Annotated in this window: 17 protein-coding genes; 13 read left to right on the top strand and 4 right to left on the bottom strand. The window is 33.5% G+C overall.

Annotated features, from left to right (window positions below; translation table 11 throughout):
- Positions 1–48 precede the first annotated feature (48 nt).
- From ACLMCG_RS14380 to ACLMCG_RS14370, 3 genes are all read left to right on the top strand, one after another.
- Positions 49–2,436, top strand: a complete 2,388-nt coding sequence (locus ACLMCG_RS14380) for a M1 family metallopeptidase (RefSeq protein ID WP_223599788.1) — start codon at positions 49–51, stop codon at positions 2,434–2,436.
- A 295-nt stretch (positions 2,437–2,731) separates the two neighbouring features.
- Positions 2,732–2,869, top strand: a complete 138-nt coding sequence (locus ACLMCG_RS14375) for a hypothetical protein (protein WP_165790518.1) — start codon at positions 2,732–2,734, stop codon at positions 2,867–2,869.
- A gap of 240 nt (positions 2,870–3,109) precedes the next feature.
- On the top strand, positions 3,110–3,244 hold the full coding sequence (locus ACLMCG_RS14370) for a hypothetical protein (protein ID WP_262497574.1): 135 nt from the start codon (positions 3,110–3,112) through the stop codon (positions 3,242–3,244).
- Positions 3,245–3,299: 55 nt separating this feature from the next.
- Here ACLMCG_RS14370 and ACLMCG_RS14365 read toward each other — a convergent pair whose 3' ends face one another.
- Both ACLMCG_RS14365 and ACLMCG_RS14360 read right to left on the bottom strand, forming a co-directional pair.
- Entirely contained in the window at positions 3,300–3,998 is a 699-nt protein-coding gene (locus tag ACLMCG_RS14365; protein ID WP_223599787.1) for a LytR/AlgR family response regulator transcription factor, read from the bottom strand.
- Positions 3,991–4,899, bottom strand: a complete 909-nt coding sequence (locus ACLMCG_RS14360; protein WP_413960131.1) for a sensor histidine kinase — start codon at positions 4,897–4,899, stop codon at positions 3,991–3,993. The genes ACLMCG_RS14365 and ACLMCG_RS14360 overlap by 8 nt, the downstream gene beginning before the upstream one ends.
- A gap of 442 nt (positions 4,900–5,341) precedes the next feature.
- Between ACLMCG_RS14360 and ACLMCG_RS14355 the strand changes: the two genes are divergently transcribed.
- The 8 genes from ACLMCG_RS14355 to ACLMCG_RS14320 all read left to right on the top strand — a co-directional run bounded on the left by ACLMCG_RS14355 (position 5,342) and on the right by ACLMCG_RS14320 (position 13,359).
- Entirely contained in the window at positions 5,342–5,950 is a 609-nt protein-coding gene (locus tag ACLMCG_RS14355) for a DUF2490 domain-containing protein (protein WP_413960132.1), read from the top strand.
- A gap of 24 nt (positions 5,951–5,974) precedes the next feature.
- Entirely contained in the window at positions 5,975–7,261 is a 1,287-nt protein-coding gene (locus ACLMCG_RS14350; protein ID WP_413960133.1) for a CitMHS family transporter, read from the top strand.
- A 43-nt stretch (positions 7,262–7,304) separates the two neighbouring features.
- Positions 7,305–8,516 (top strand): cation:dicarboxylate symporter family transporter, encoded by a 1,212-nt coding sequence (locus ACLMCG_RS14345; RefSeq protein WP_413960134.1) that lies wholly within the window; start codon positions 7,305–7,307, stop codon positions 8,514–8,516.
- The gene (locus ACLMCG_RS14340) at positions 8,503–9,294 is read left to right on the top strand and encodes a TerC family protein (RefSeq protein ID WP_413960135.1); all 792 of its coding nucleotides are present in this window, start codon (positions 8,503–8,505) and stop codon (positions 9,292–9,294) included. The genes ACLMCG_RS14345 and ACLMCG_RS14340 overlap by 14 nt, the downstream gene beginning before the upstream one ends.
- Before the next feature lie 116 nt (positions 9,295–9,410).
- Positions 9,411–9,689: a co-chaperone GroES gene (groES, locus tag ACLMCG_RS14335; protein WP_034696138.1), complete on the top strand. Its 279-nt coding sequence runs from the start codon at positions 9,411–9,413 to the stop codon at positions 9,687–9,689.
- Between the two features lie 102 nt (positions 9,690–9,791).
- Entirely contained in the window at positions 9,792–11,417 is a 1,626-nt protein-coding gene (gene groL / locus ACLMCG_RS14330; protein WP_413960136.1) for a chaperonin GroEL, read from the top strand.
- 260 nt (positions 11,418–11,677) lie between these two features.
- A complete protein-coding gene (locus ACLMCG_RS14325; RefSeq protein ID WP_413960137.1) occupies positions 11,678–12,505 on the top strand; it encodes a hypothetical protein in 828 nt (275 codons plus the stop codon).
- A gap of 239 nt (positions 12,506–12,744) precedes the next feature.
- Positions 12,745–13,359, top strand: a complete 615-nt coding sequence (locus ACLMCG_RS14320; RefSeq protein ID WP_413960138.1) for a hypothetical protein — start codon at positions 12,745–12,747, stop codon at positions 13,357–13,359.
- A gap of 493 nt (positions 13,360–13,852) precedes the next feature.
- On the opposite strand, the gene ACLMCG_RS14315 is transcribed toward ACLMCG_RS14320, so the two are convergent.
- Positions 13,853–16,720 carry an SIR2 family protein gene (locus tag ACLMCG_RS14315; protein ID WP_413960139.1) on the bottom strand — a complete coding sequence of 956 codons (2,868 nt, stop codon included), beginning with the start codon at positions 16,718–16,720 and terminating at the stop codon, positions 13,853–13,855.
- 163 nt (positions 16,721–16,883) lie between these two features.
- Complete coding sequence (locus ACLMCG_RS14310; protein WP_255812675.1) at positions 16,884–17,144, bottom strand: helix-turn-helix domain-containing protein; 261 nt, start codon at positions 17,142–17,144, stop codon at positions 16,884–16,886.
- A 697-nt stretch (positions 17,145–17,841) separates the two neighbouring features.
- On the opposite strand from ACLMCG_RS14310, the gene ACLMCG_RS14305 reads away from it, so the two are divergent.
- A complete protein-coding gene (locus tag ACLMCG_RS14305; RefSeq protein WP_413960141.1) occupies positions 17,842–18,366 on the top strand; it encodes a hypothetical protein in 525 nt (174 codons plus the stop codon).
- A gap of 123 nt (positions 18,367–18,489) precedes the next feature.
- Positions 18,490–19,125 carry a hypothetical protein gene (locus ACLMCG_RS14300; protein ID WP_413960142.1) on the top strand — a complete coding sequence of 212 codons (636 nt, stop codon included), beginning with the start codon at positions 18,490–18,492 and terminating at the stop codon, positions 19,123–19,125.
- Positions 19,126–19,239: the final 114 nt, after the last annotated feature.

Here is a 19,239-nt window from a genome sequence, read left to right as displayed (position 1 = left end):
TTTCAAGAGCTTATCACTATCTTTGATCATTAATAAATCATTTCGGTTATGAAACTAAAAGTTGTTATACTTTCACTTTCTGTATTTGCATATACAGGTTTCACCGCACAAAATATTCAGAATAACCCAGGCAGCAACCACGGTAACAAGTTTGAGCAGCTGGGAACAATTCTACCAACACCCAACATTTACAGAACAGCTTCAGGAGCTCCGGGACACGGATACTGGCAAAACAGAGCCGACTATAACATTTCCGCTTATCTGGATGAGGATAAAAGAAATCTGAAAGGTTCAGAAACGGTAACATACTACAACAATTCTCCGGATGATCTGGATTATATCTGGCTGCAGCTTGATGAAAACGAGCACTCAAACATCAGGAATGCCGGGTATGATACTTCATCTGTTCTTCGCCCTTCAACGACTGATCAGCAGCTTAAAGTAACAGAACTTCCTGTTAAGGATAATGGTTATGGAGTAAGTCTTGAAAAAGTAACAGATGCTTCAGGTAATGCTTTGAAGTACACGGTCAACAAAACAATGATGCGTATTGACCTTCCTAAGGTTTTGAAAAAGGGTGAAAAATTCGTTTTCAAAGTAGACTGGAATTACAATATCTCCAACAGAATGAAGATGGGAGGCCGTGGCGGTTATGAGAATTTCCCTGAAGACGGGAACGATCTGTATACGATAACCCAATGGTATCCGAGAATGTGTGTATACAGTGACTTTCAGGGCTGGCAGAACCATCAGTTTACCGGAAGAGGAGAATTTGCTTTGGTTTTCGGAGACTTTAAAGTTTCAGTGAATGTTCCTTCCGATCATATTGTAGGCGGAACAGGTGAATGTAAAAATTACGATCAGGTATTAACCTCTGATCAGCTGTCAAGATACAGAAAAGCTGAAAATGCCTCTGAGCCTATTGAAATTGTAACCTTGGATGAAGCTAAAAAAGCAGAGAAAAATCATTCAAAACAAAGAAAAACATGGGTTTTTGAAGCAAAAGATGTTCGTGATTTTGCATGGACTTCTTCGAGAAAGTTTGTATGGGACGGAATGCGTGTAACGATTCCTGAGAACAATAATAAAGTAATGGCAATGAGTTTCTATCCAAAAGAATCTTATGGACTTTACAGAAAGTTTTCCACAAAGGCTGTTGCTCATACCATCAAAACATATTCGGAGTTTACGATTCCTTATCCATATCCTGTAGCACAATCTGTAGAAGCGGCCAACGGAATGGAATATCCGATGATCTGTTTCAATTTCGGAAGAACTGAAAAAGACGGAACGTATTCTGAAGGAACCAAAAACGGAATGCTTGGAGTAATTATTCATGAAGTTGGACACAACTTCTTCCCGATGATCATCAATTCTGATGAAAGACAATGGGCATGGATGGATGAAGGTCTGAATACATTTACAGAATATCTTACAGAAGAAAAATGGGATAATAAATTCCCTTCTAAAAGAGGACCGGCATGGACGATCGTAGATTATATGAAACTACCGAAAGATCAGCTGGAGCCTATCATGAGCAATTCTGAAAATATTGTTCAATATGGTCCGAATGCGTATTCAAAACCTGCAACGGGATTGAATATTCTTCGTGAAACGATCATGGGAAGAGAACTTTTTGACAAAGCTTTTAAAACCTATGCTAAAAGATGGGCTTTCAAACATCCTGAACCTGCAGATTTATTCCGTACTATGGAAGATGCCAGCGGGGAGGATCTTGATTGGTTCTGGAGAGGCTGGTTCTACGGTACAGATCCTGTAGATATTGCGATTGATAAGGTAACGGTAGCCGTTCCCAACCTAGATACCGATCCTAAAGCTGCTGCTGAAGTGAAATATCAGGTTGAAAAACCATTGGTAAACAGTTTTGAAGATCTTTCAAAAATCAGAAACAGAGAAGACAAGAATATTAAATTCTATGTTGATACTGACAAAGCTGCTCAGGATTTCTATTATAAATATGACAGAGGTCAGGAAAAGGTAGATAATAATAAGGAATACACTATCAAAACTGAGGCTAGCCTTCCTTTAGATGCTAAGGATAAAGAGAAATTCAAAAATATTACAGGATATCAGATCGATTTTGTAAACAAAGGCGGACTCGTAATGCCGATCATCCTTGAATTTACATTTGAAGATGGTTCAAAATTGTACGATAAATCTGCTGCACAGATCTGGAGACTGAATGAGCAAAAGGTTTCCAAGACCTATTATTTTGATAAGAAAGTAAAATCTATTCAGCTTGATCCCATGAGAGAAACTGCTGATATTGATACCAACAATAATTTCTGGAGCAGCACCGGATCAGGGACTGAAACTTCAAAATTCCAACTCTTTAAACAAAAACAGGAAGGAGGATCTGTAAGAGGAGGCTCAACCGGAAAGGTTAATCCAATGCAGGCCGCAGGGAAGAGTTAAAAACCAAAAAGTTGTCACTTTTAACAAATACAGCACTACTTCATATTAACTAGGGAAAGAATAATTCTTATGACCTTTTTAATATGAAGTATTTTTTTTGCTTAAAACCTAACCTGTTCGTTCAGAGTTCATTTATCAATTGAACTACCATCAGATATCAACACCTTATTTTCGTCTACAAAAAAATATAACAACCTGACTTAAAAAGTTTTATATTTGAATTACGATAAACACCAAATGTCAAAAACCTGATTGACAATAAATGCTCAGGATTAAAAAAAACAAAATATTACTTATGAAAAATGCCAAATTACTAAGCAGAGATGCTCAGAAAACCATCAATGGCGGAATTGCTGCCAGACTTGTATGCTGCGAACGCGACGATAACGGAAAATGTACTTTATGGATCGGACCGGGACAAAACTGTCCTTAGTTCTATTACCTGATAACAATTTTGAATAAAGCCGGATAGTTCCGGCTTTCTCTTTTTATATCCTCAATATTAAAACTCATTAATAATTGATAATCAAAATTTTATTAAAGAAAAAATAGCAACAAAATATTTCACATAATATAGAAAAACAGTATCTTTGATCCACTTCTTTTACACCAAATGTCAAAATCCTGATTGACTTTAAATGTTCAGGATGTATAAATCAAAATATTACTAACTATGAAAAACGCTAAATTATTAAGCAGAGATGCTCAGAAATCAATCAATGGCGGAGCAGCAGGACGCGTTTGCTGTGAGTACAATTACAAAGGACAATGTATCCTTTGGATCGGACCTGGACAATATTGCCCATAGTTCTGTCATCAGATAACAATTTTGAATAAAGCCGGAAATTTCCGGCTTTATTTTTTTAACTTAAATGTGCTTTTAAATTCTTTTTATAGGTTCTTCCCAATGGAAGTTCTTCACCATTTTTCAGGAAAACATGACTGGAATTATAAGAATTGATATGATCCGATAATACGATATAAGACTTATGAATTCTGATAAACCCAAAATGCTGAAATTTCTCTTCAAAATTTGACATTCTTTCCAGAATCATATACTTTTTCAATGGCGTCATCAGTACGATATATTCCCCAAATCCCTGTATCCAGAGAATATCTTTCAGAAAAACCTTGTTCATCACATAATTGGATTTGAACATAATAAAATCTTCCTGTTGTTTACTGCCAGCTGAACTTTTAAACTGGACAAAATCCCTTGCTTTATTCACTGCTTTTTTAAAGGTATCAAAATCCACAGGTTTGATAAGATAGTGAACGACATCCAGCTCAAATGCTTTCACCGCATACTTTGTTTCCAGGGTAATGAAAATACACAACGGCGGATCGGAGAGTTGCTGCAAAAGCTCTACTCCATTCATACCAGGCATATTGATATCGAAAACAACCAGATCTACTTTGTTTGCTTTCAGAAACGCCAGTGCTTCTTCCGGTTTCTGAAATGAAGCCAGCAGTTCAACACCTTCAAGCTGATCGCAGTATTGTTTTACAAGCTGCAATGCTGGATACTCATCATCTACATTAACGATAGTCAGGTTAGCCATTGATAGTAATTGTTAAAGCAATTTTATATTGATCATTTTCTTTCGGTCCGGAATAAAATTCATACCGATCAGGATAAAATTTATCCAATATATGAATAATTGCTTCATTACCCAATCCGTGATAATTAGATTCAGCTGCATGAATTTTATCTTTCCCTACAGAATTTATAATTTCAAAATACAGTTCAGAGCGCTCAATATTACAGAATAATTTTATAAAACCATGAGCATCCTCTCCTATTGCTGAGTGCTTTAAAGCATTTTCAAATAAAGTAAGAAGGATAGCAGACGGTATTTCAGCAATATCAAATTCTTCCTGCTCTTCAATATCCATGACAATATCAAGCTGGTTATTATATTTAAGCTGATATAAAGCTGCAAGCGCTTTCAAGGAAGAAAATTCCTGAGAAACCGTGACTTTTTCTTTCCCACTGTCATAAATAATATACTTCAGAAGTTTGCTCAACTGCAAAATAGAATCCGATGTCTTCTCCGAATGTGTAAAACTGTTCGCATAGATATTGTTAAGCGTATTCAGCAAAAAATGAGGATTCAGTTTAGACTTCAGCAAATCAAGATAAAGCTGATCTTTCTCTTCTCCAAGACTGATTACATCTTGTTCTATTAAAAATTTGTCTTTGGTAATCCCCAAAAAAGATCCCACCAGAATGATGATTCCCTGCGAGATGTACACATTATACAGAAACCCAACGTGATAGCCTTTTTCACTAAAATCCATCTGAAAAACTGCCGGCTCCCACAAAATCCTGAAAAGACTGGACACCAAAAAGCAGATTAAAGCATAAAGGATAAACTCAGGGTATTTATTGGATAAATAAAACCGGGGAACAAGATAATAATATACCAGATAATAGATTCCTACATTGAAAATTGTATTCAAAATAATGCTTATTACCAACTGAGTTGAATCCAGGAAGTAGTTTTCGGTGAAATAAGTCATCAAAATGAAGATAAAAAGGAAAAATATATGCTGAAACCTCAACAAGAACTTCCAACGGTACTTCATAAGACTTTCCAGAATCTTACCACTAAATAAAATCCTGATAATCAATAATATAATAATAAAATTAATGATTAAAAACATAGTCCATACCTTATTTTGAAACGCATCAAATATAATATCTTTTTGTCTCAAAATGCAGTTCGTTGAGAAAAACTGTCATTGATTGAAAAAATCCAGACCCGCTCTTTCGAATAAATATATTTGAGAAACCGCAATATTAATCAAATATTACATGAAACTTAATATACAATTAACGCTTATTTTATCATTTTGTTTGATAAATGGCCTTTTACACAGTCAGAGCAAAGACAATTATAATATGTGGTTTCAGTACCTGCTGTCGGCAAAGATTACTGATAAAAGTACTTTAACTGCACTTACCCAATACCGTTCTTTCGACCTGGCTTATGATACAAGACTTTTTCTGGTAAATGCTTATGTAGATTATGAAGTGGTAGAAAACATAAAACCTGCTGCAGGAGCCATGTTTTTGATCCTTGAATCCTATAATGCTGACGATTCTAAAAAAATAAGATATGAAAAAAGACCTTTTCAACAGGTTACTGCAGATTACTACATCGGCAGAACGTCAATCTCCAACCGTCTTAGAGTAGAGGAACGTTTCATCAGTAATCCGGATGAATTTGAAGTAAGAATCCGATACCTCATCTCCGTCAGAATCCCTTTCAATAAAAAGGGAGAAAAGGAAAAACTCTATGGTATTCTTAAAAATGAAATAAGAATGAATGTTGATAAGCTGGAACCTTTCGACAGCAATCGTATTACGGCAGGTCTTGGAATAAAATTAGGAAAAAATTCTGCGCTGGAGCTTGCCTTTATCAATCAGCTGGAAACCAAAAAAACGAGTAATTACGGATTTGTCGGTTTCAGAAACAATTTTGACTGGAGAAAAAAGAAACAACAATAACCTCATTAATATTTACATAAAACTATGCTTACATTTCTTGGTTTTTTAATGATTTTCATCTTCATGATTCTCATCATGAACAAAAAGATGACTCCGCTTACGGCTTTGGTGCTTGTACCTGTATTGATAGCTGTAGTAGCAGGATTCGGGCCTGATCTGGGAAAAATGATGAAAGAAGGAGTAAAAGAAATAGCGCTTACGGGGGTTATGCTGATTTTTGCCATTCTGTATTTCAGTCTGATGATTGATACAGGACTTTTTGAACCTCTTGTGAATGCCATATTAAAGGCTGTGGGAGATAATCCTGTAAAAACAACCATCGGAACCGCCCTTCTCACCACTTTAGTTTCTTTAGACGGTGATGGCTCTTCCACCTATATTATTGTAGTTGCAGCATTACTCCCGCTTTATAAAAAACAGGGAATGAATCCTTTAGTTCTTACGTGTATTATCATGCTGGCAGGCGGAATTATGAATATTTTGCCATGGGGCGGACCTACGGCAAGAGTAATGAGTTCTCTTAAACTGGGACACACAGAAATATTTGTTCCTATGATTCCGGTAATGTTGGTTGGGTTGGTATGGGTATTTTTTGTTGCCTATATTTTAGGAGTAAGAGAGAAAAAAAGAATAAGCAAACATGGAAAATATACCAAATACAGCGGACAGGATATTGCTGGTGAAAATGATCCTGCATTAAGACGCCCGAAACTTATTATTATCAATCTGATTCTGACTATTATTCTGCTTTGCGTGATGATCCTTGATATTATTCCTTTGGGAATTGCCTTTATGATTGCCTTCTGTATCGCTTCCCTGATTAATTATCCGAAACTGAAAGACCAGCAGAAAATCATTTCAAAACATGCAGGAAATGCCTTATCTGTAGCAGGAATGATCTTCGGCGCAGGGATTTTTACAGGAATCTTAAATGGTACCGGAATTATGAATGCTATGGGAAACAGTATTATCAGTATCGTTCCTAAAACCTGGGGTGGCTATCTGAATGTAATCACAGCTATATTCAGTGTACCGCTTACATTCTTCCTCACCAATGATGCTTATTATTTCGGGATATTACCAGTGATTACAGCAACGGGCAGCCAACTGAATATTCCTCCGGATATTTTGGGACGTGCCAGTCTTGTGGGACAGGCTTCCCATTTATTAAGTCCATTGGTTCCGTCCACTTATCTCTTGGTTTCACTGGCAGGTGTTGAATTCTCCGATCACTTGAAATTCACCTTAAAATGGGCCATAGGATCATCAATCGTAATGTTGCTGAGCGCATTGGCTCTTGGTATTATATAAGATTATATCTTTGAATTTTGTAATCTTATCATATAAAAAGTGGATGATGAAACCTTTTAAGCAAAAAACATTTACAGACTCCTATTTAAGAAACCTTACCCTGTATGTGTTCACAGCTATTATCTGTGGAGCATTAACGGGCTATTATTTTCCGGAAGTCAGTAAACATCTGGAAACGGTAAGCAGTTACTTTTTCATGCTTCTGGAGATTTTGATTATTCCCGTTATTTTCATTGCAGTGACGTATGGAGTAAGCTATATTTTCAGCACTAAAAATGCATTTAAAATTGTAAGCCAGATGGTGATCTATTTCTTAATCATCACTTCCATCAGTATTTTATTGGGAATTGGCTCCGGGCTTCTTTTAAAACCGGGAGCCAATACGGGAATTATAATTTCTTCTCATAAAGCGCTTCCTGAAAGATTCTTAGCAAAAACCACAAACCCTTTACACATCAGTAATTATGTGCTTTTTCTTTTAATATCCATATCAGCAGGAGTTCTGATTGGTCTTTCGAAAAAAAAGAATAACATTCTTAAAGTTATAGATAGAGGAAGAAACCTGTTTTTTAAACTCATTAAGTATGTTTATATATTTCTTCCGATAGTCATTTTCTGTAATATCGCGTATGGAATTTCAGTATACGGCATTAACACTTTATTGCCGTTAAGTAAAATTGTTGCCACGGTATACCTTACGAGTGTATTTTTCATTTTCGGGATACTGGGAGTTATAACAGCTTACTTTAAAATTAACCTTTGGGATTTCCTGATCAGCATCAAAGAAGAAATTATTCTGGTAGTAGCCACTTCTTCTTCCAAGATGGCGTTCCCCATGATTTTTGATAAAATGGAATCACAGGGTTATGACCGGAAAATCCTTCGACTTATCATTCCTCTAGGGTACAATTTTAATCTGGCGGGAGCGTGCATTTATCTTTCCATCTCATGTATCTTTCTTATCCAGTTTTATAATATTCCTCTTACGCTAAAAGACTACTTCTGGCTTTTTATCACCATTTCAATTGCTTCAAAAACCGCTTCGGGAGTTCCGGGATCAGGCTTTCTTGCCCTGATGTTTACCTTAAGCCGGTTTGGAAAAATCCCTACCACAGATCTTGCGCTGTTATACAGTGTAGACCGCTTTATGAATGAAGCCAGATCTGTGACCAATTTCATAGGCATTTCAGTTTCTGCTGCCATTATTTCAAAACTTAACCAAAATACTATTTCTTTTAAAAATGATATTTCCTGATTTCACCCACCTTTTCAATGACATCTTACAAAACCCTGCAAAATCTATAGCCATTATCGGCAATCTTATCCTAATAGAAAGTCTTCTTTCCGTAGACAATGCTGCAGTATTGGCAACCATCGTAATGGATCTGCCCGAACATCAAAGAAAAAGAGCTCTGAAATACGGAATCCTTGGAGCTTATGTATTTCGCGGCCTCGCTCTTATTTTTGCTTCTGTACTGATTTCCGTATGGTGGCTGAAACCATTGGGTGGATTATACCTGCTCTACATTTCCTTTGACTGGTTTATCAAAAAAATAAAAAACACAAATGATGAAGAAAATACAGAAGAAAATCCTGACAAAGAATCCAGCTGGCTGTACAAAAATTCAATTGGGCTGCTGGGACAATTTTGGGCAACGGTTGCTATAGTAGAAGTAATGGATCTTGCTTTTTCGATTGATAATGTTTTTGCTGCTGTAGCATTTTCAGACAATTTACTTTTAATTACTCTTGGGGTATTTATCGGGATTTTAGCCATGAGATTTATTGCACAGTGGTTTGTCCGTCTGATGCAGGTATTTCCTTTTCTGGAAACGGCCGCTTTTATAGTGATTGCTATTTTAGGAATTAAGCTAAGTTTGTCTTTATTTGAGCACTTCTACCCTGCTACAGCTTTTGCTCAGTTTTTAGCCAGCCATACCATGGAAATTCTGGTTTCCGCCATTACCGTTCTTTTGTTTGTAGTGCCTGTAACTACCAGCTATCTCTTCGGATTTCCGGCCCGCAAAAAATAATTTTTCTGCCAATTTTTCACATTCGGAAATAAAAGTCTGCCATTTCATCCATCAACGTCTCATGGCATACATTTAGAGAATTAGAAGACAGAAATAATTAAAAAATTAAATATATTATGTCAGTAAACTTTAAACCATTGGCAGACAGAGTTCTGGTAGAGCCAATCGCAGCAGAAACTAAAACAGCTTCAGGTATTATTATCCCGGATACTGCAAAGGAAAAGCCGCAAGAAGGTACTGTAGTAGCAGTAGGTCCTGGTAAAAAAGACGAGCCTACAACGGTTCAGGTAGGTGACAAAGTTCTTTATGGAAAATATTCAGGTGCTGAATTAAAGCTTGAAGGAAAAGACTATTTAATCGTAAGAGAAGCTGATTTATTAGGAATTATTGGCTAAGATCTCAGATCACAGACATCAGATTTCAGATTAAAAAATCAAATTAAAAAACTATCGTTAGTTGTCTAATATCTGACATCTAACATCTAATATCTAATCAAAATGGCAAAAGAAATAAAATTCGATATTGAATCAAGAGACGCTCTAAAGAGAGGAGTAGATGCATTAGCTAATGCAGTAAAGGTAACTTTAGGTCCTAAAGGTAGAAACGTAGTCATCGAAAAATCTTTCGGTGCTCCACACGTAACTAAGGACGGTGTTTCTGTTGCAAAAGAAATCGAACTTGAAGACAGAGTAGAAAACATGGGAGCGCAGATGGTAAAAGAAGTGGCTTCCAAAACTAATGATATCGCAGGAGACGGTACTACTACCGCTACTGTATTGGCACAGGCTATCGTAAGAGAAGGTCTTAAGAACGTAGCTGCAGGTGCTAACCCAATGGATCTTAAAAGAGGGATCGACAAAGCAGTATCTGCAGTTGTTGAAAACCTGAAAACACAGTCTCAGACTGTTGGAGATTCTACAGAAATGGTAAAGCAAGTTGCTTCTGTTTCTGCTAACAATGACGAAACTATCGGTGCTTTAATCGCTGAAGCTTTCGGAAAAGTTGGAAAAGAAGGAGTAATCACTGTAGAAGAAGCTAAAGGTATCGATACAACTGTAGATGTTGTAGAAGGTATGCAGTTCGACAGAGGATACCAGTCACCTTACTTTGTGACTAACCCTGAGAAAATGTTAGCTGAACTAGAAAACCCATATATCCTTTTAGTAGAGAAGAAAATCTCTTCAATGAAAGAATTACTTCCGGTTCTTGAGCCAATTGCACAAGGTGGAAAATCTTTATTGATCATCTCTGAAGAAGTTGAAGGTGAAGCTTTAGCTACTTTGGTAGTAAACAAACTAAGAGGTTCTCTTAAAATTGCTGCTGTAAAAGCTCCTGGATTCGGAGACAGAAGAAAAGCAATGTTAGAAGATATCGCTATCCTTACAGGTGGACAGGTGATCTCTGAAGAGCAAGGTTTCACAATGGAAAACATCTCTTTGGATATGCTTGGAACTGCTGAGAAAGTAACAATTGACAAAGACAACACAACTGTTGTAAACGGTGGTGGTGACGAAGCAAAAATCAAAGGAAGAGTATCTCAGATCAAAGCTCAGATGGAAACTTCTACTTCTGATTACGATAAAGAAAAACTTCAGGAAAGACTGGCTAAATTAGCTGGTGGTGTTGCTGTACTTTATGTAGGTGCTGCTTCTGAAGTAGAAATGAAAGAGAAAAAAGACAGAGTAGATGATGCGCTACACGCTACAAGAGCAGCTGTTGAAGAAGGTATCGTTGCAGGTGGTGGTGTTGCTTTAGTAAGAGCAATCTCTGCATTGGAAAACCTTACCGGAATCAATTCTGACGAAACTACAGGGATCAAAATCGTGAAAAGAGCAATCGAAGAGCCATTAAGACAAATCGTTGCTAACGCAGGTGGTGAAGGTTCTGTAATTGTTGCTAAAGTAGCAGAAGGAACAGGAGACTTCGGATACAATGCTAAAACTGACGAGTATGTTCACATGCTTGAAGCAGGAATCATTGACCCAACTAAAGTAACAAGAGTTGCCCTTGAAAATGCAGCTTCTGTATCTGGAATGCTTTTAACTACTGAATGTGTAATCACTGAAGTAAAGAGCGCTGAACCAGCTATGCCAATGGGTGGTGGAATGCCAGGAATGATGTAACAGCGTGTCGCTGAGACAATTTAATATATAAACCGTTCTGCTTTTGTAGGGCGGTTTTTTATTTTGTAGATAACTCCTTTGTTTATCATTTATTATATACTATTGCGTTTATCCAAAACAACTAAAAATAAACCGCTGTTTAACAAGCAATTGTACAATACATATATGAAATAAGCGCAATAATATATATGTGATATTTGCGCAATGCGTATATTTGGACGTTATCTGTAATTGCAAAACCAATATCTCGCAAAAAATAAATGACTTTATTAAATGTAATTTGGCCCGCTATTTATGTTAGTGAAGAAGTTCAAAAATTTTGGTATTTAATTTTCCTTACAATAATTATTGAAACCATAACTATTTATGTATTTCTTAAAATTGGTTGGAAAAAATCTGTGCTAATATCAATAATCGGAAATTTAATTTCTGGATTTCTTGGAACTCTTGTAATGATGTTTGCAATGTTAATTTGGCATTTTGCAATTGATAGATTTCTTCCAAATGCAACTTTTGACAAATTTAACTGGATTGCAACTTATTTTTTGATGTGCTTGGGAAGTGTGTGTATTGAAACTTTCGCTATATCAAAAATTTTCAAATTCAGTTTTAAAAAATTATTTATTCCTCTTTTAATTGGAAATGCTTTAAGCTATTCATTTATAGTATTTGCAGCAACAAAAGAAAACGATGTAAAACAAGCTAAACAAAAGCGTATTGAAAATGTTTTTTATAAACCATTAAAAAATAATTATACCTTATTAAACAAAAAAGATGTAATGTTTTACACTGCAAAAATTGAAATAGAATACGATGAAAATAATAAAATTTCAAATATCAGTTATCCATTGGAAATAATTTTTAAATATGATTATAGGGACTACTTTATAGATTTTCCGTTTGAACTTCGATTATCGACAGATGAAAATTCCAGCGAAATTGGAAACGGAAGAAAAATAATTTATCTTGACAAACTTTATGATACTGTAAAAGTAGTCCTTGAACAAAAAAATCCCGATGAAAACATTGGTTGGACAAAACCAATAATTACTGACACACTTAAATTCGTTCGATCAAAAACCGAATAATGCAACTACAGATAACATTATATTGGCAAAATATGGGTTAAGGTTGCCCTTGAAAACGCAGCTTCTGTTTCCGGAATGCTTTTAACAACCGAATGTGTAATCACTGAAATGAAAAAAGACGAACCAGCTATGCCAATGGGTGGTGGAATGCCAGGAATGATGTAGTAGCGTAAGCTAAGGCAAATTAATATACAAACCGTTCTACTTGTAGAGCGGTTTTTTTATATTCGTAAAAAAATATGAAAAACTTATTAGCCATAATTTTCATAACTGCTTTCAACATTTTTATTTCCGGCCAAAATAAAAACACCATAAATTGTAAGATCACATACTTACCCACTATCAGGCATGAGAGTACATCAACCAAGATATCAAAAATACAAGCAAAGAAAATAGACAGCTTAATTCATCTTAAATCTTATAAAGTTGATCTTAATGACAATGATTTAAAAATGCTAAAAGAGCTTTATGATAAAGAGGATTTTCAGGGAAATAAAATCTACAAAATTTCAGAATTAACATTTTTGATATTACTTAAAGAGAAAGAAATCATTATAGACTTTGATCGTATAAATTTATTTTCAGAAAAAAGTATTACTGATTTAATAAGTTCTGTGATTGATGGCTCTCCATTCACTCTAACACTAAATACAAAAAATAATCAATTGACCTTTACAAATAACTTTTCCGGAATGCCAAGGCTAAAAGAATTACGAGAGTATCTTATTTTTTATTCTATTTATAATGAACTCACTTTTTGTGGAAATGATAATGAGCTTGTAAAGAACTATTTTGGAAGGAAAAATTTAATGAAAAATCTTATTTATTTCATGGAGAAATTGGAATCATATTAGTAGTGGAATGCCAGGAATGATGTACAGCGTGTTACTGAAACAAATTAATATACTAACCGTTCTGCTTTTTGTAGAGCGGTTTTTTTTGTTTATAAGGTTTAAATTTTGGGCAAAGACGGCTGAATTGGCATCCTTGTCAAGGTTTAAGACCTTGACAAGGATGCGTACATATAGAAAAATAGTCGCATCACATAGTATTGGCAAAAAAATGGCTCCTGAACTCATCATTTGAGGTTCCAGATATCCCGGCCGAGGTTTTGAAACGCTATTTTGGCGTTCTGAAATACTCCTTTGAGGTCTTCAGCTTCTCACGCTAGGTTTGCAATCCCAAATTTCCGGTTGGTGAACCCCAACAGATGGGTTTTATATAGCTTCGGATGGGTTTAGAACCATAAAAGAATATTCTGGAACTGGATAAGTAAGGTAAAATAAAAAGGCAGAGTGCAAATGGTCAATTAATATGCTAATCGTTCTACTTTTTGTAGAGCGGTTTTTATATAACTTGATTATATTTCTGTAAAATATCTTTAAACTCTTTTTTATGCTTATATTTTTCTTTAATATCAGGTAAAAATTTAGATGCTAATATTCCCTCTTTTAAAATTTCATCCAGATGTTTATAAAAGCTTACATCATCACCAATACTACCATAAATTGCGGCTTTCGTCCCTTTAACAGTATGATGATTCTCTAAACTAATTGCTTTTTCAATTGTTGAAAAAGCCAAATCATATTCTCCTTTTAATCGGTAATAATTTGCAAGTGTATTATAATAGTTTGCATTTTTAACTCTTGCTTTTGTTAATTGCGAAAATGCTAATTCAAACTGATTTAAATATATTAGATAATAAACCTTTGTAAATATTAATGTTTCATCATCAGTTAAACTTATTGCTTCATTAATATCCTCAAGCGCTTTGTCATAATTATTGATTTCTGAATACAGATTAGAACGATTTGAATAATAAATCGGATTACTTTGATCTAGAGCTATCGCCTTGGTAAACGCTTCCATTGCCTCGTCAGTAAATTTCAAATGTTGATAAATTACACCATAAACATTATATAATCTTGATTTAGGTTCAAAATTTTGTTTTTCTGCATTTTGAATAGACTTTAAAGCATCTGCATACTTACCCATTTCAATAAATACAACTGACTTTTCGTAATGGGAATTCGCATTTTTATCAGTTGAATTAATACTTTCATCATAAATATCCAATGCTTTTTGATATGATTTCTGGGAAAAATAAATACTTGCTAAGCGATTTAGATTGTGTGTATATTTTGGATATTTCTGTCTAATCATAGTAGAAAGATCCTTTGCTTTTCCAATTTCTTTATTACTTAAGTGACAATTTACCAGATTATCAGATATAGCTAAATCTTCTGGACTAAGTTGAAGATATTTCTCAAAATTAATTATAGCTTGTCCCCAATTTTTTTCTTTATGAAAATGAATTCCTAAAACACGGAATTTTTCTTTTTCACTTAAAAGATAATCTTTTAAAGGTGTTGATGTTATTTTTAACTGTATATCTATCAAATTCTTATGTTGTAGTGCTGGAAAGTTCTTAATAAAACTAACAAATTCTTGGATATATCCAGCATAAGGGTAATAATTACCGTTAATATTAAGGTGTTCTTTAGCATTTTTTCTGATTAGAGTATGATCTTCATTATCTTCAATTCCAATCTTTTTAGATTTAGTGTTACATATAATGTATTTAAATGAATCAGGATAAGGAGATCTTTCTAGTAAATCAATAAATTTTTCAATATCCTCACCATCATAATTATCGTAAATATTATCAAATAGTGGATTATCTTTTTTAAAAAAAGGTAAAAAGTAATTATACGGATTATCCATAAAATATTGATTTTCAAAAACTTTCTCCGCAAAATTAAATTTACCAATACCAAAAATCAAAATATATTCAACTATCTGTTGACATGCATCTTGCACTTTGTTGTTTAAAGTTAGAGACTTAATCTTTCTCTTAATTGGATCAAACCTTAACCATTTATTTCCTAAGTGATTTAGAATCATTACTAAATAAGTAATCGCTCTTTCCCATACATTATCTTCATTATCATTAATAAAATCCACTAACAATGAAATCTTTTTTTCATCTGCTTTATTGAATATAAATAAACTACAAGTAATTGCACTTATTAATTGACACCTTTCAAACCATTGATGATTTTCATGATCATTTCTAATTCTATTAATTTCATCAATGGTTTCCTTTGATAATTTTTCTGTGGCATATATTGAATCAAAAAGCATCTGAAGATGGGTATTTTTATACTCTTTATCAAAAGTTTTGAGATAATCTAAATCGCCATATATAAGTTGATCAATTTTTGATCTTATATCATGCATTTCAGATGCCAATGACTTATTACCTGGATCATTTTTAAGTTCATCAATTTTATTTTTTATTAAAATGGTTAAATTCTCGATATTATCATCTTTCACATCTGATTTATTAGCGTTTATATCATCAATAATTATATCTTGTTCTTTAAACTTTTCTTGAATAAGTGCATTCAGATAAGTAATTAAAGAATCACTCCAATTATTAATAAAAATTTTCTTTACATCATACTTCGAAAAATCTCCAGTATCAGTTGTAGAAAAAATAAAATGATTTGCAATCGTATGATTGTTGTATAGATTTTTTATTTTAGTAAAAAGTTCATTTATAAACGGATCTGAAAGACTAAACCCTAAAAATAAAAGAGTATTATTTTTAAAAAATGTACTTAAAGCATCTTCATTAGCGTTGTTTTGTGAATATATTGATTTATAATCACTTTCAAATAAGACTATTGTTTCTGGATTTTTAAAATCACCATGGATTTTATATAAAAATTTAGCGTTATCTTTTTGAGCTTTTAAGGACATAAAGACATTTTCATTTCCAAAAACATCAATTGTACGATCATCGGGGCTATTAGCCTCAATAATTTGATCATAATTTGTAGTCACAATCTTTGAAGACAATTCCCAAAGTAATTTGTGTACATCAGAATATAAAGAATTTTCAGTATTAATTTTATTTAATACTTTATGAACATATTCCTTCGCTCTGGTTTTATATATCCCCCCACTATCCGAATCATTTTCTATTTTATTTAAAATTTCTAAGGGGCTTTTGGTATTATCAATTAAGGAACGTTTTAAATTAATAAAATTTAAAGATGAATCTTCAGAAAAATCTGAATTTAAATCATCTAAAATTCCAGAAACCAAACTTTTCCAAGAAGGATGGTTCAAAGGTATCGAAGCTCCTGCACCTATAAAGAGAACAAGTTTATTATCTCTAATAGCTTTCTTCAAATTTTCATCAATCATTAGTTATAAATTATTTGTATTTTAACAAAAAAATGATTTTACATATAAAATTATCTTAAACAAATTAATATTATATTTTAAAGTAAAATAAAATATTTTCTTTAAAACATGCTGATATGTCTACTGAATTTGGATGGAACATAAATCCCAGCTATTGTGAAGATTATTCATCAATTTTATACTTTTCTATATCGAAATCAAAATCAAATAGTTCTTTTGGTGGAATTTTAAATGCTGAAGCCATTTTAAGAATGGTTTCAATCGTCGGATTTCCTTTACCATTTTCATATTTGTTATAATTACTGGAATCAAAAACCGAATTTTGTGCAACAGCATCCATAGAAGTGTATTTTTCCTTCCTGATCTCTTTAAGATGCTCAGAAAAACACTGCATATACAATTTTAAAACGTCTTTGCTATCCATTAATTTTATAATTAATAGCAATTTTGGAATTTCAATCAAATATTTCATGGTAATATATTACCATATATGGGAAAATATATTATATTTGTACAATAAGCTACAATAAATGTAGCTTTGCGATACTTCAAAGAAATATAGAAGCTATTGCTTAGAATCTTGTAATAGAAAACTGGTAATTTTTAAGAGACAAGAAGATAAGCACGAAGCTCACGACCTAGGCGTGGGCTCTCTTATCTGTCTCAAGGTATACCAGTACCCCTATTACAGATATTGTAGAGTCTCATGCCGTTTTTATTTTCATGCTGTTCTGCTTTTCTACAATCATCTTTTTCTAAGCCTGCTTTACCACATCAAGTATCATGATACGGTACAATGGGGTGTACAATCCATTGCGGCTTTCGGGCTTTTAGAAAACACAAATTCTATCATATTCATTGGGCTTATATGGGCAGAAAGTTCAGAACTTCTTCCTTTATGGCCAGTAAAATCGTACAATAAAAACAAAAAATTAAAACCATTAAGGAAGATGAAGAGAATAAGATAAGTTAAGATCCATCAAGGATGGATGAAGCAGTCCGCTGAACACACATAGCTTCAGCTATGATCTTAATGATTCTTAATCCCTTAAAAATTCTTAATGGTTCAAAAAATTGTACACCAATCAATCATTTTAAAATCACTAAAAAAATACAAACTCATGAAAAGAAACAGAACAGACTTTCAGTCCCGGCTGGGAAAAGGCCACAAAAAATACTACGGCTTACAGCTGATGGAAACCTATTTTCAGCTCAATGATCTTACCGCATCCAAAGAACAGCTAAACAGCATTATGAATTATGCTCTCAAACGAAACAGCCGGATACAAGAAGATCCGTCCGTCATTCTTCATTTTTATCAGTCGATGCGGTCATTCATCCGTGCAGGTTACTTCATCATTCTGAAGGAAAAGAAATTGGTGGTTAATACTCAGTTGGAGGATGTTTCTCCGTTGGTTCTTGGCCTGCTTTCTGAGAAAGAATATCAAAATCCTCTGTTGGTCTTTAAAAAAGCGTTCAAAGAATACAGCGTTAAGGAATTTGATTATTTTATTTCTGGAATGGTCTATTTCTCAATGGGAATCTATGACAAGCTACCGGAAAGAAATATGATAAACCCATACATTCATCTGATCAAAATGCTGGATGCAGCGTATCTTCTTCTTGAAAGGGAAGGGAAAGTATAAAAGCTATACTAAAAGAACAATTTTTGTTCAAATGCTTTCTATTTAAATTTGAACATATAGATATTCTCAAATGTTAATTTAATATCTAAATTTGGATGTTTGTAACAAAAAAACAAATTAAGAATGAAAACGAATTGCAACAAATGTAAAAATGAAGTGATTACTCTAAACTTTTCTGAAGAACAAAAGCTTGATCTTTATATTTTGATGCAAAGCGATTTAAAAGTATTTACTGAAAAAAAATTAATTGACGAATTCAATGTAGACAAAAATGAAGCGAAAATTATTATTCAACATTTAAACAATAGAAATGGAAGATGTGCAGAATGTGAGTTTGAAAAATTGAATGGAGAATATATTGAATGTCCCAATTGTGGTGCCTTTAATTATAATCTTAATGAACCCGTGTTTAATTCAGAATTTTGCAGTCATTTAGAATGGTCTCTGGATTTTCAAAACATTGAAAATGAAAAGATAAAATATTATGCTAAGTCTTTTTGGTGTGACGGTATAAGTCATTTACCAGAAGACTCAAAATCTTTACTTTATCATAATATTGAAAAAAACAGGCAAATAATAACAAAAGCCTGGATTGGATATAATGGCAATGAAATTTATGAAATGAAAATCAAGTTTGGGAAAAAAGCGATAGAAAATTATAAAAATAATAAAAGTTTAATCGAATGCATTCCAGGAAATAATGAAAATCCGAATTGGATAAAGTTATTTATGGAAGAAAAAAAATTGAAATTCAATTAAAATAATAACTGTTGCTAACATGAATTTGCACCATTGTAGAAGGCAGTAATCTCTCTCCACAAAGTCTCCTGACTTTGCGTCAATAAAAACAAAATCCAAAGCCAGGAGACTTCG

Source organism: Chryseobacterium sp. S90 (assembly GCF_047444895.1).
Taxonomy (GTDB): Bacteria; Bacteroidota; Bacteroidia; order Flavobacteriales; family Weeksellaceae; genus Chryseobacterium.
The sequence above is the reverse complement of the archived record's forward strand: the minus strand, read 5'-3'. Positions and strand labels throughout refer to the sequence as shown.

What these genes read in the sequence shown, in the direction of transcription:
- ACLMCG_RS14315 (WP_413960139.1), bottom strand. Translation starts at nt 16,720, where the DNA reads ATGATTGATGAAAATTTGAAGAAAGCTATTAGAGATAATAAACTTGTT.
- ACLMCG_RS14370 (WP_262497574.1), top strand. Translation starts at nt 3,110, where the DNA reads ATGAAAAACGCTAAATTATTAAGCAGAGATGCTCAGAAATCAATCAAT.
- ACLMCG_RS14345 (WP_413960134.1), top strand. Translation starts at nt 7,305, where the DNA reads ATGATGAAACCTTTTAAGCAAAAAACATTTACAGACTCCTATTTAAGA.
- ACLMCG_RS14355 (WP_413960132.1), top strand. Translation starts at nt 5,342, where the DNA reads ATGTGGTTTCAGTACCTGCTGTCGGCAAAGATTACTGATAAAAGTACT.
- ACLMCG_RS14365 (WP_223599787.1), bottom strand. Translation starts at nt 3,998, where the DNA reads ATGGCTAACCTGACTATCGTTAATGTAGATGATGAGTATCCAGCATTG.
- ACLMCG_RS14350 (WP_413960133.1), top strand. Translation starts at nt 5,975, where the DNA reads ATGCTTACATTTCTTGGTTTTTTAATGATTTTCATCTTCATGATTCTC.
- ACLMCG_RS14380 (WP_223599788.1), top strand. Translation starts at nt 49, where the DNA reads ATGAAACTAAAAGTTGTTATACTTTCACTTTCTGTATTTGCATATACA.
- ACLMCG_RS14300 (WP_413960142.1), top strand. Translation starts at nt 18,490, where the DNA reads ATGAAAACGAATTGCAACAAATGTAAAAATGAAGTGATTACTCTAAAC.
- ACLMCG_RS14320 (WP_413960138.1), top strand. Translation starts at nt 12,745, where the DNA reads ATGAAAAACTTATTAGCCATAATTTTCATAACTGCTTTCAACATTTTT.
- groES (WP_034696138.1), top strand. Translation starts at nt 9,411, where the DNA reads ATGTCAGTAAACTTTAAACCATTGGCAGACAGAGTTCTGGTAGAGCCA.
- ACLMCG_RS14310 (WP_255812675.1), bottom strand. Translation starts at nt 17,144, where the DNA reads ATGGATAGCAAAGACGTTTTAAAATTGTATATGCAGTGTTTTTCTGAG.
- ACLMCG_RS14325 (WP_413960137.1), top strand. Translation starts at nt 11,678, where the DNA reads ATGACTTTATTAAATGTAATTTGGCCCGCTATTTATGTTAGTGAAGAA.
- ACLMCG_RS14305 (WP_413960141.1), top strand. Translation starts at nt 17,842, where the DNA reads ATGAAAAGAAACAGAACAGACTTTCAGTCCCGGCTGGGAAAAGGCCAC.
- groL (WP_413960136.1), top strand. Translation starts at nt 9,792, where the DNA reads ATGGCAAAAGAAATAAAATTCGATATTGAATCAAGAGACGCTCTAAAG.
- ACLMCG_RS14375 (WP_165790518.1), top strand. Translation starts at nt 2,732, where the DNA reads ATGAAAAATGCCAAATTACTAAGCAGAGATGCTCAGAAAACCATCAAT.
- ACLMCG_RS14340 (WP_413960135.1), top strand. Translation starts at nt 8,503, where the DNA reads ATGATATTTCCTGATTTCACCCACCTTTTCAATGACATCTTACAAAAC.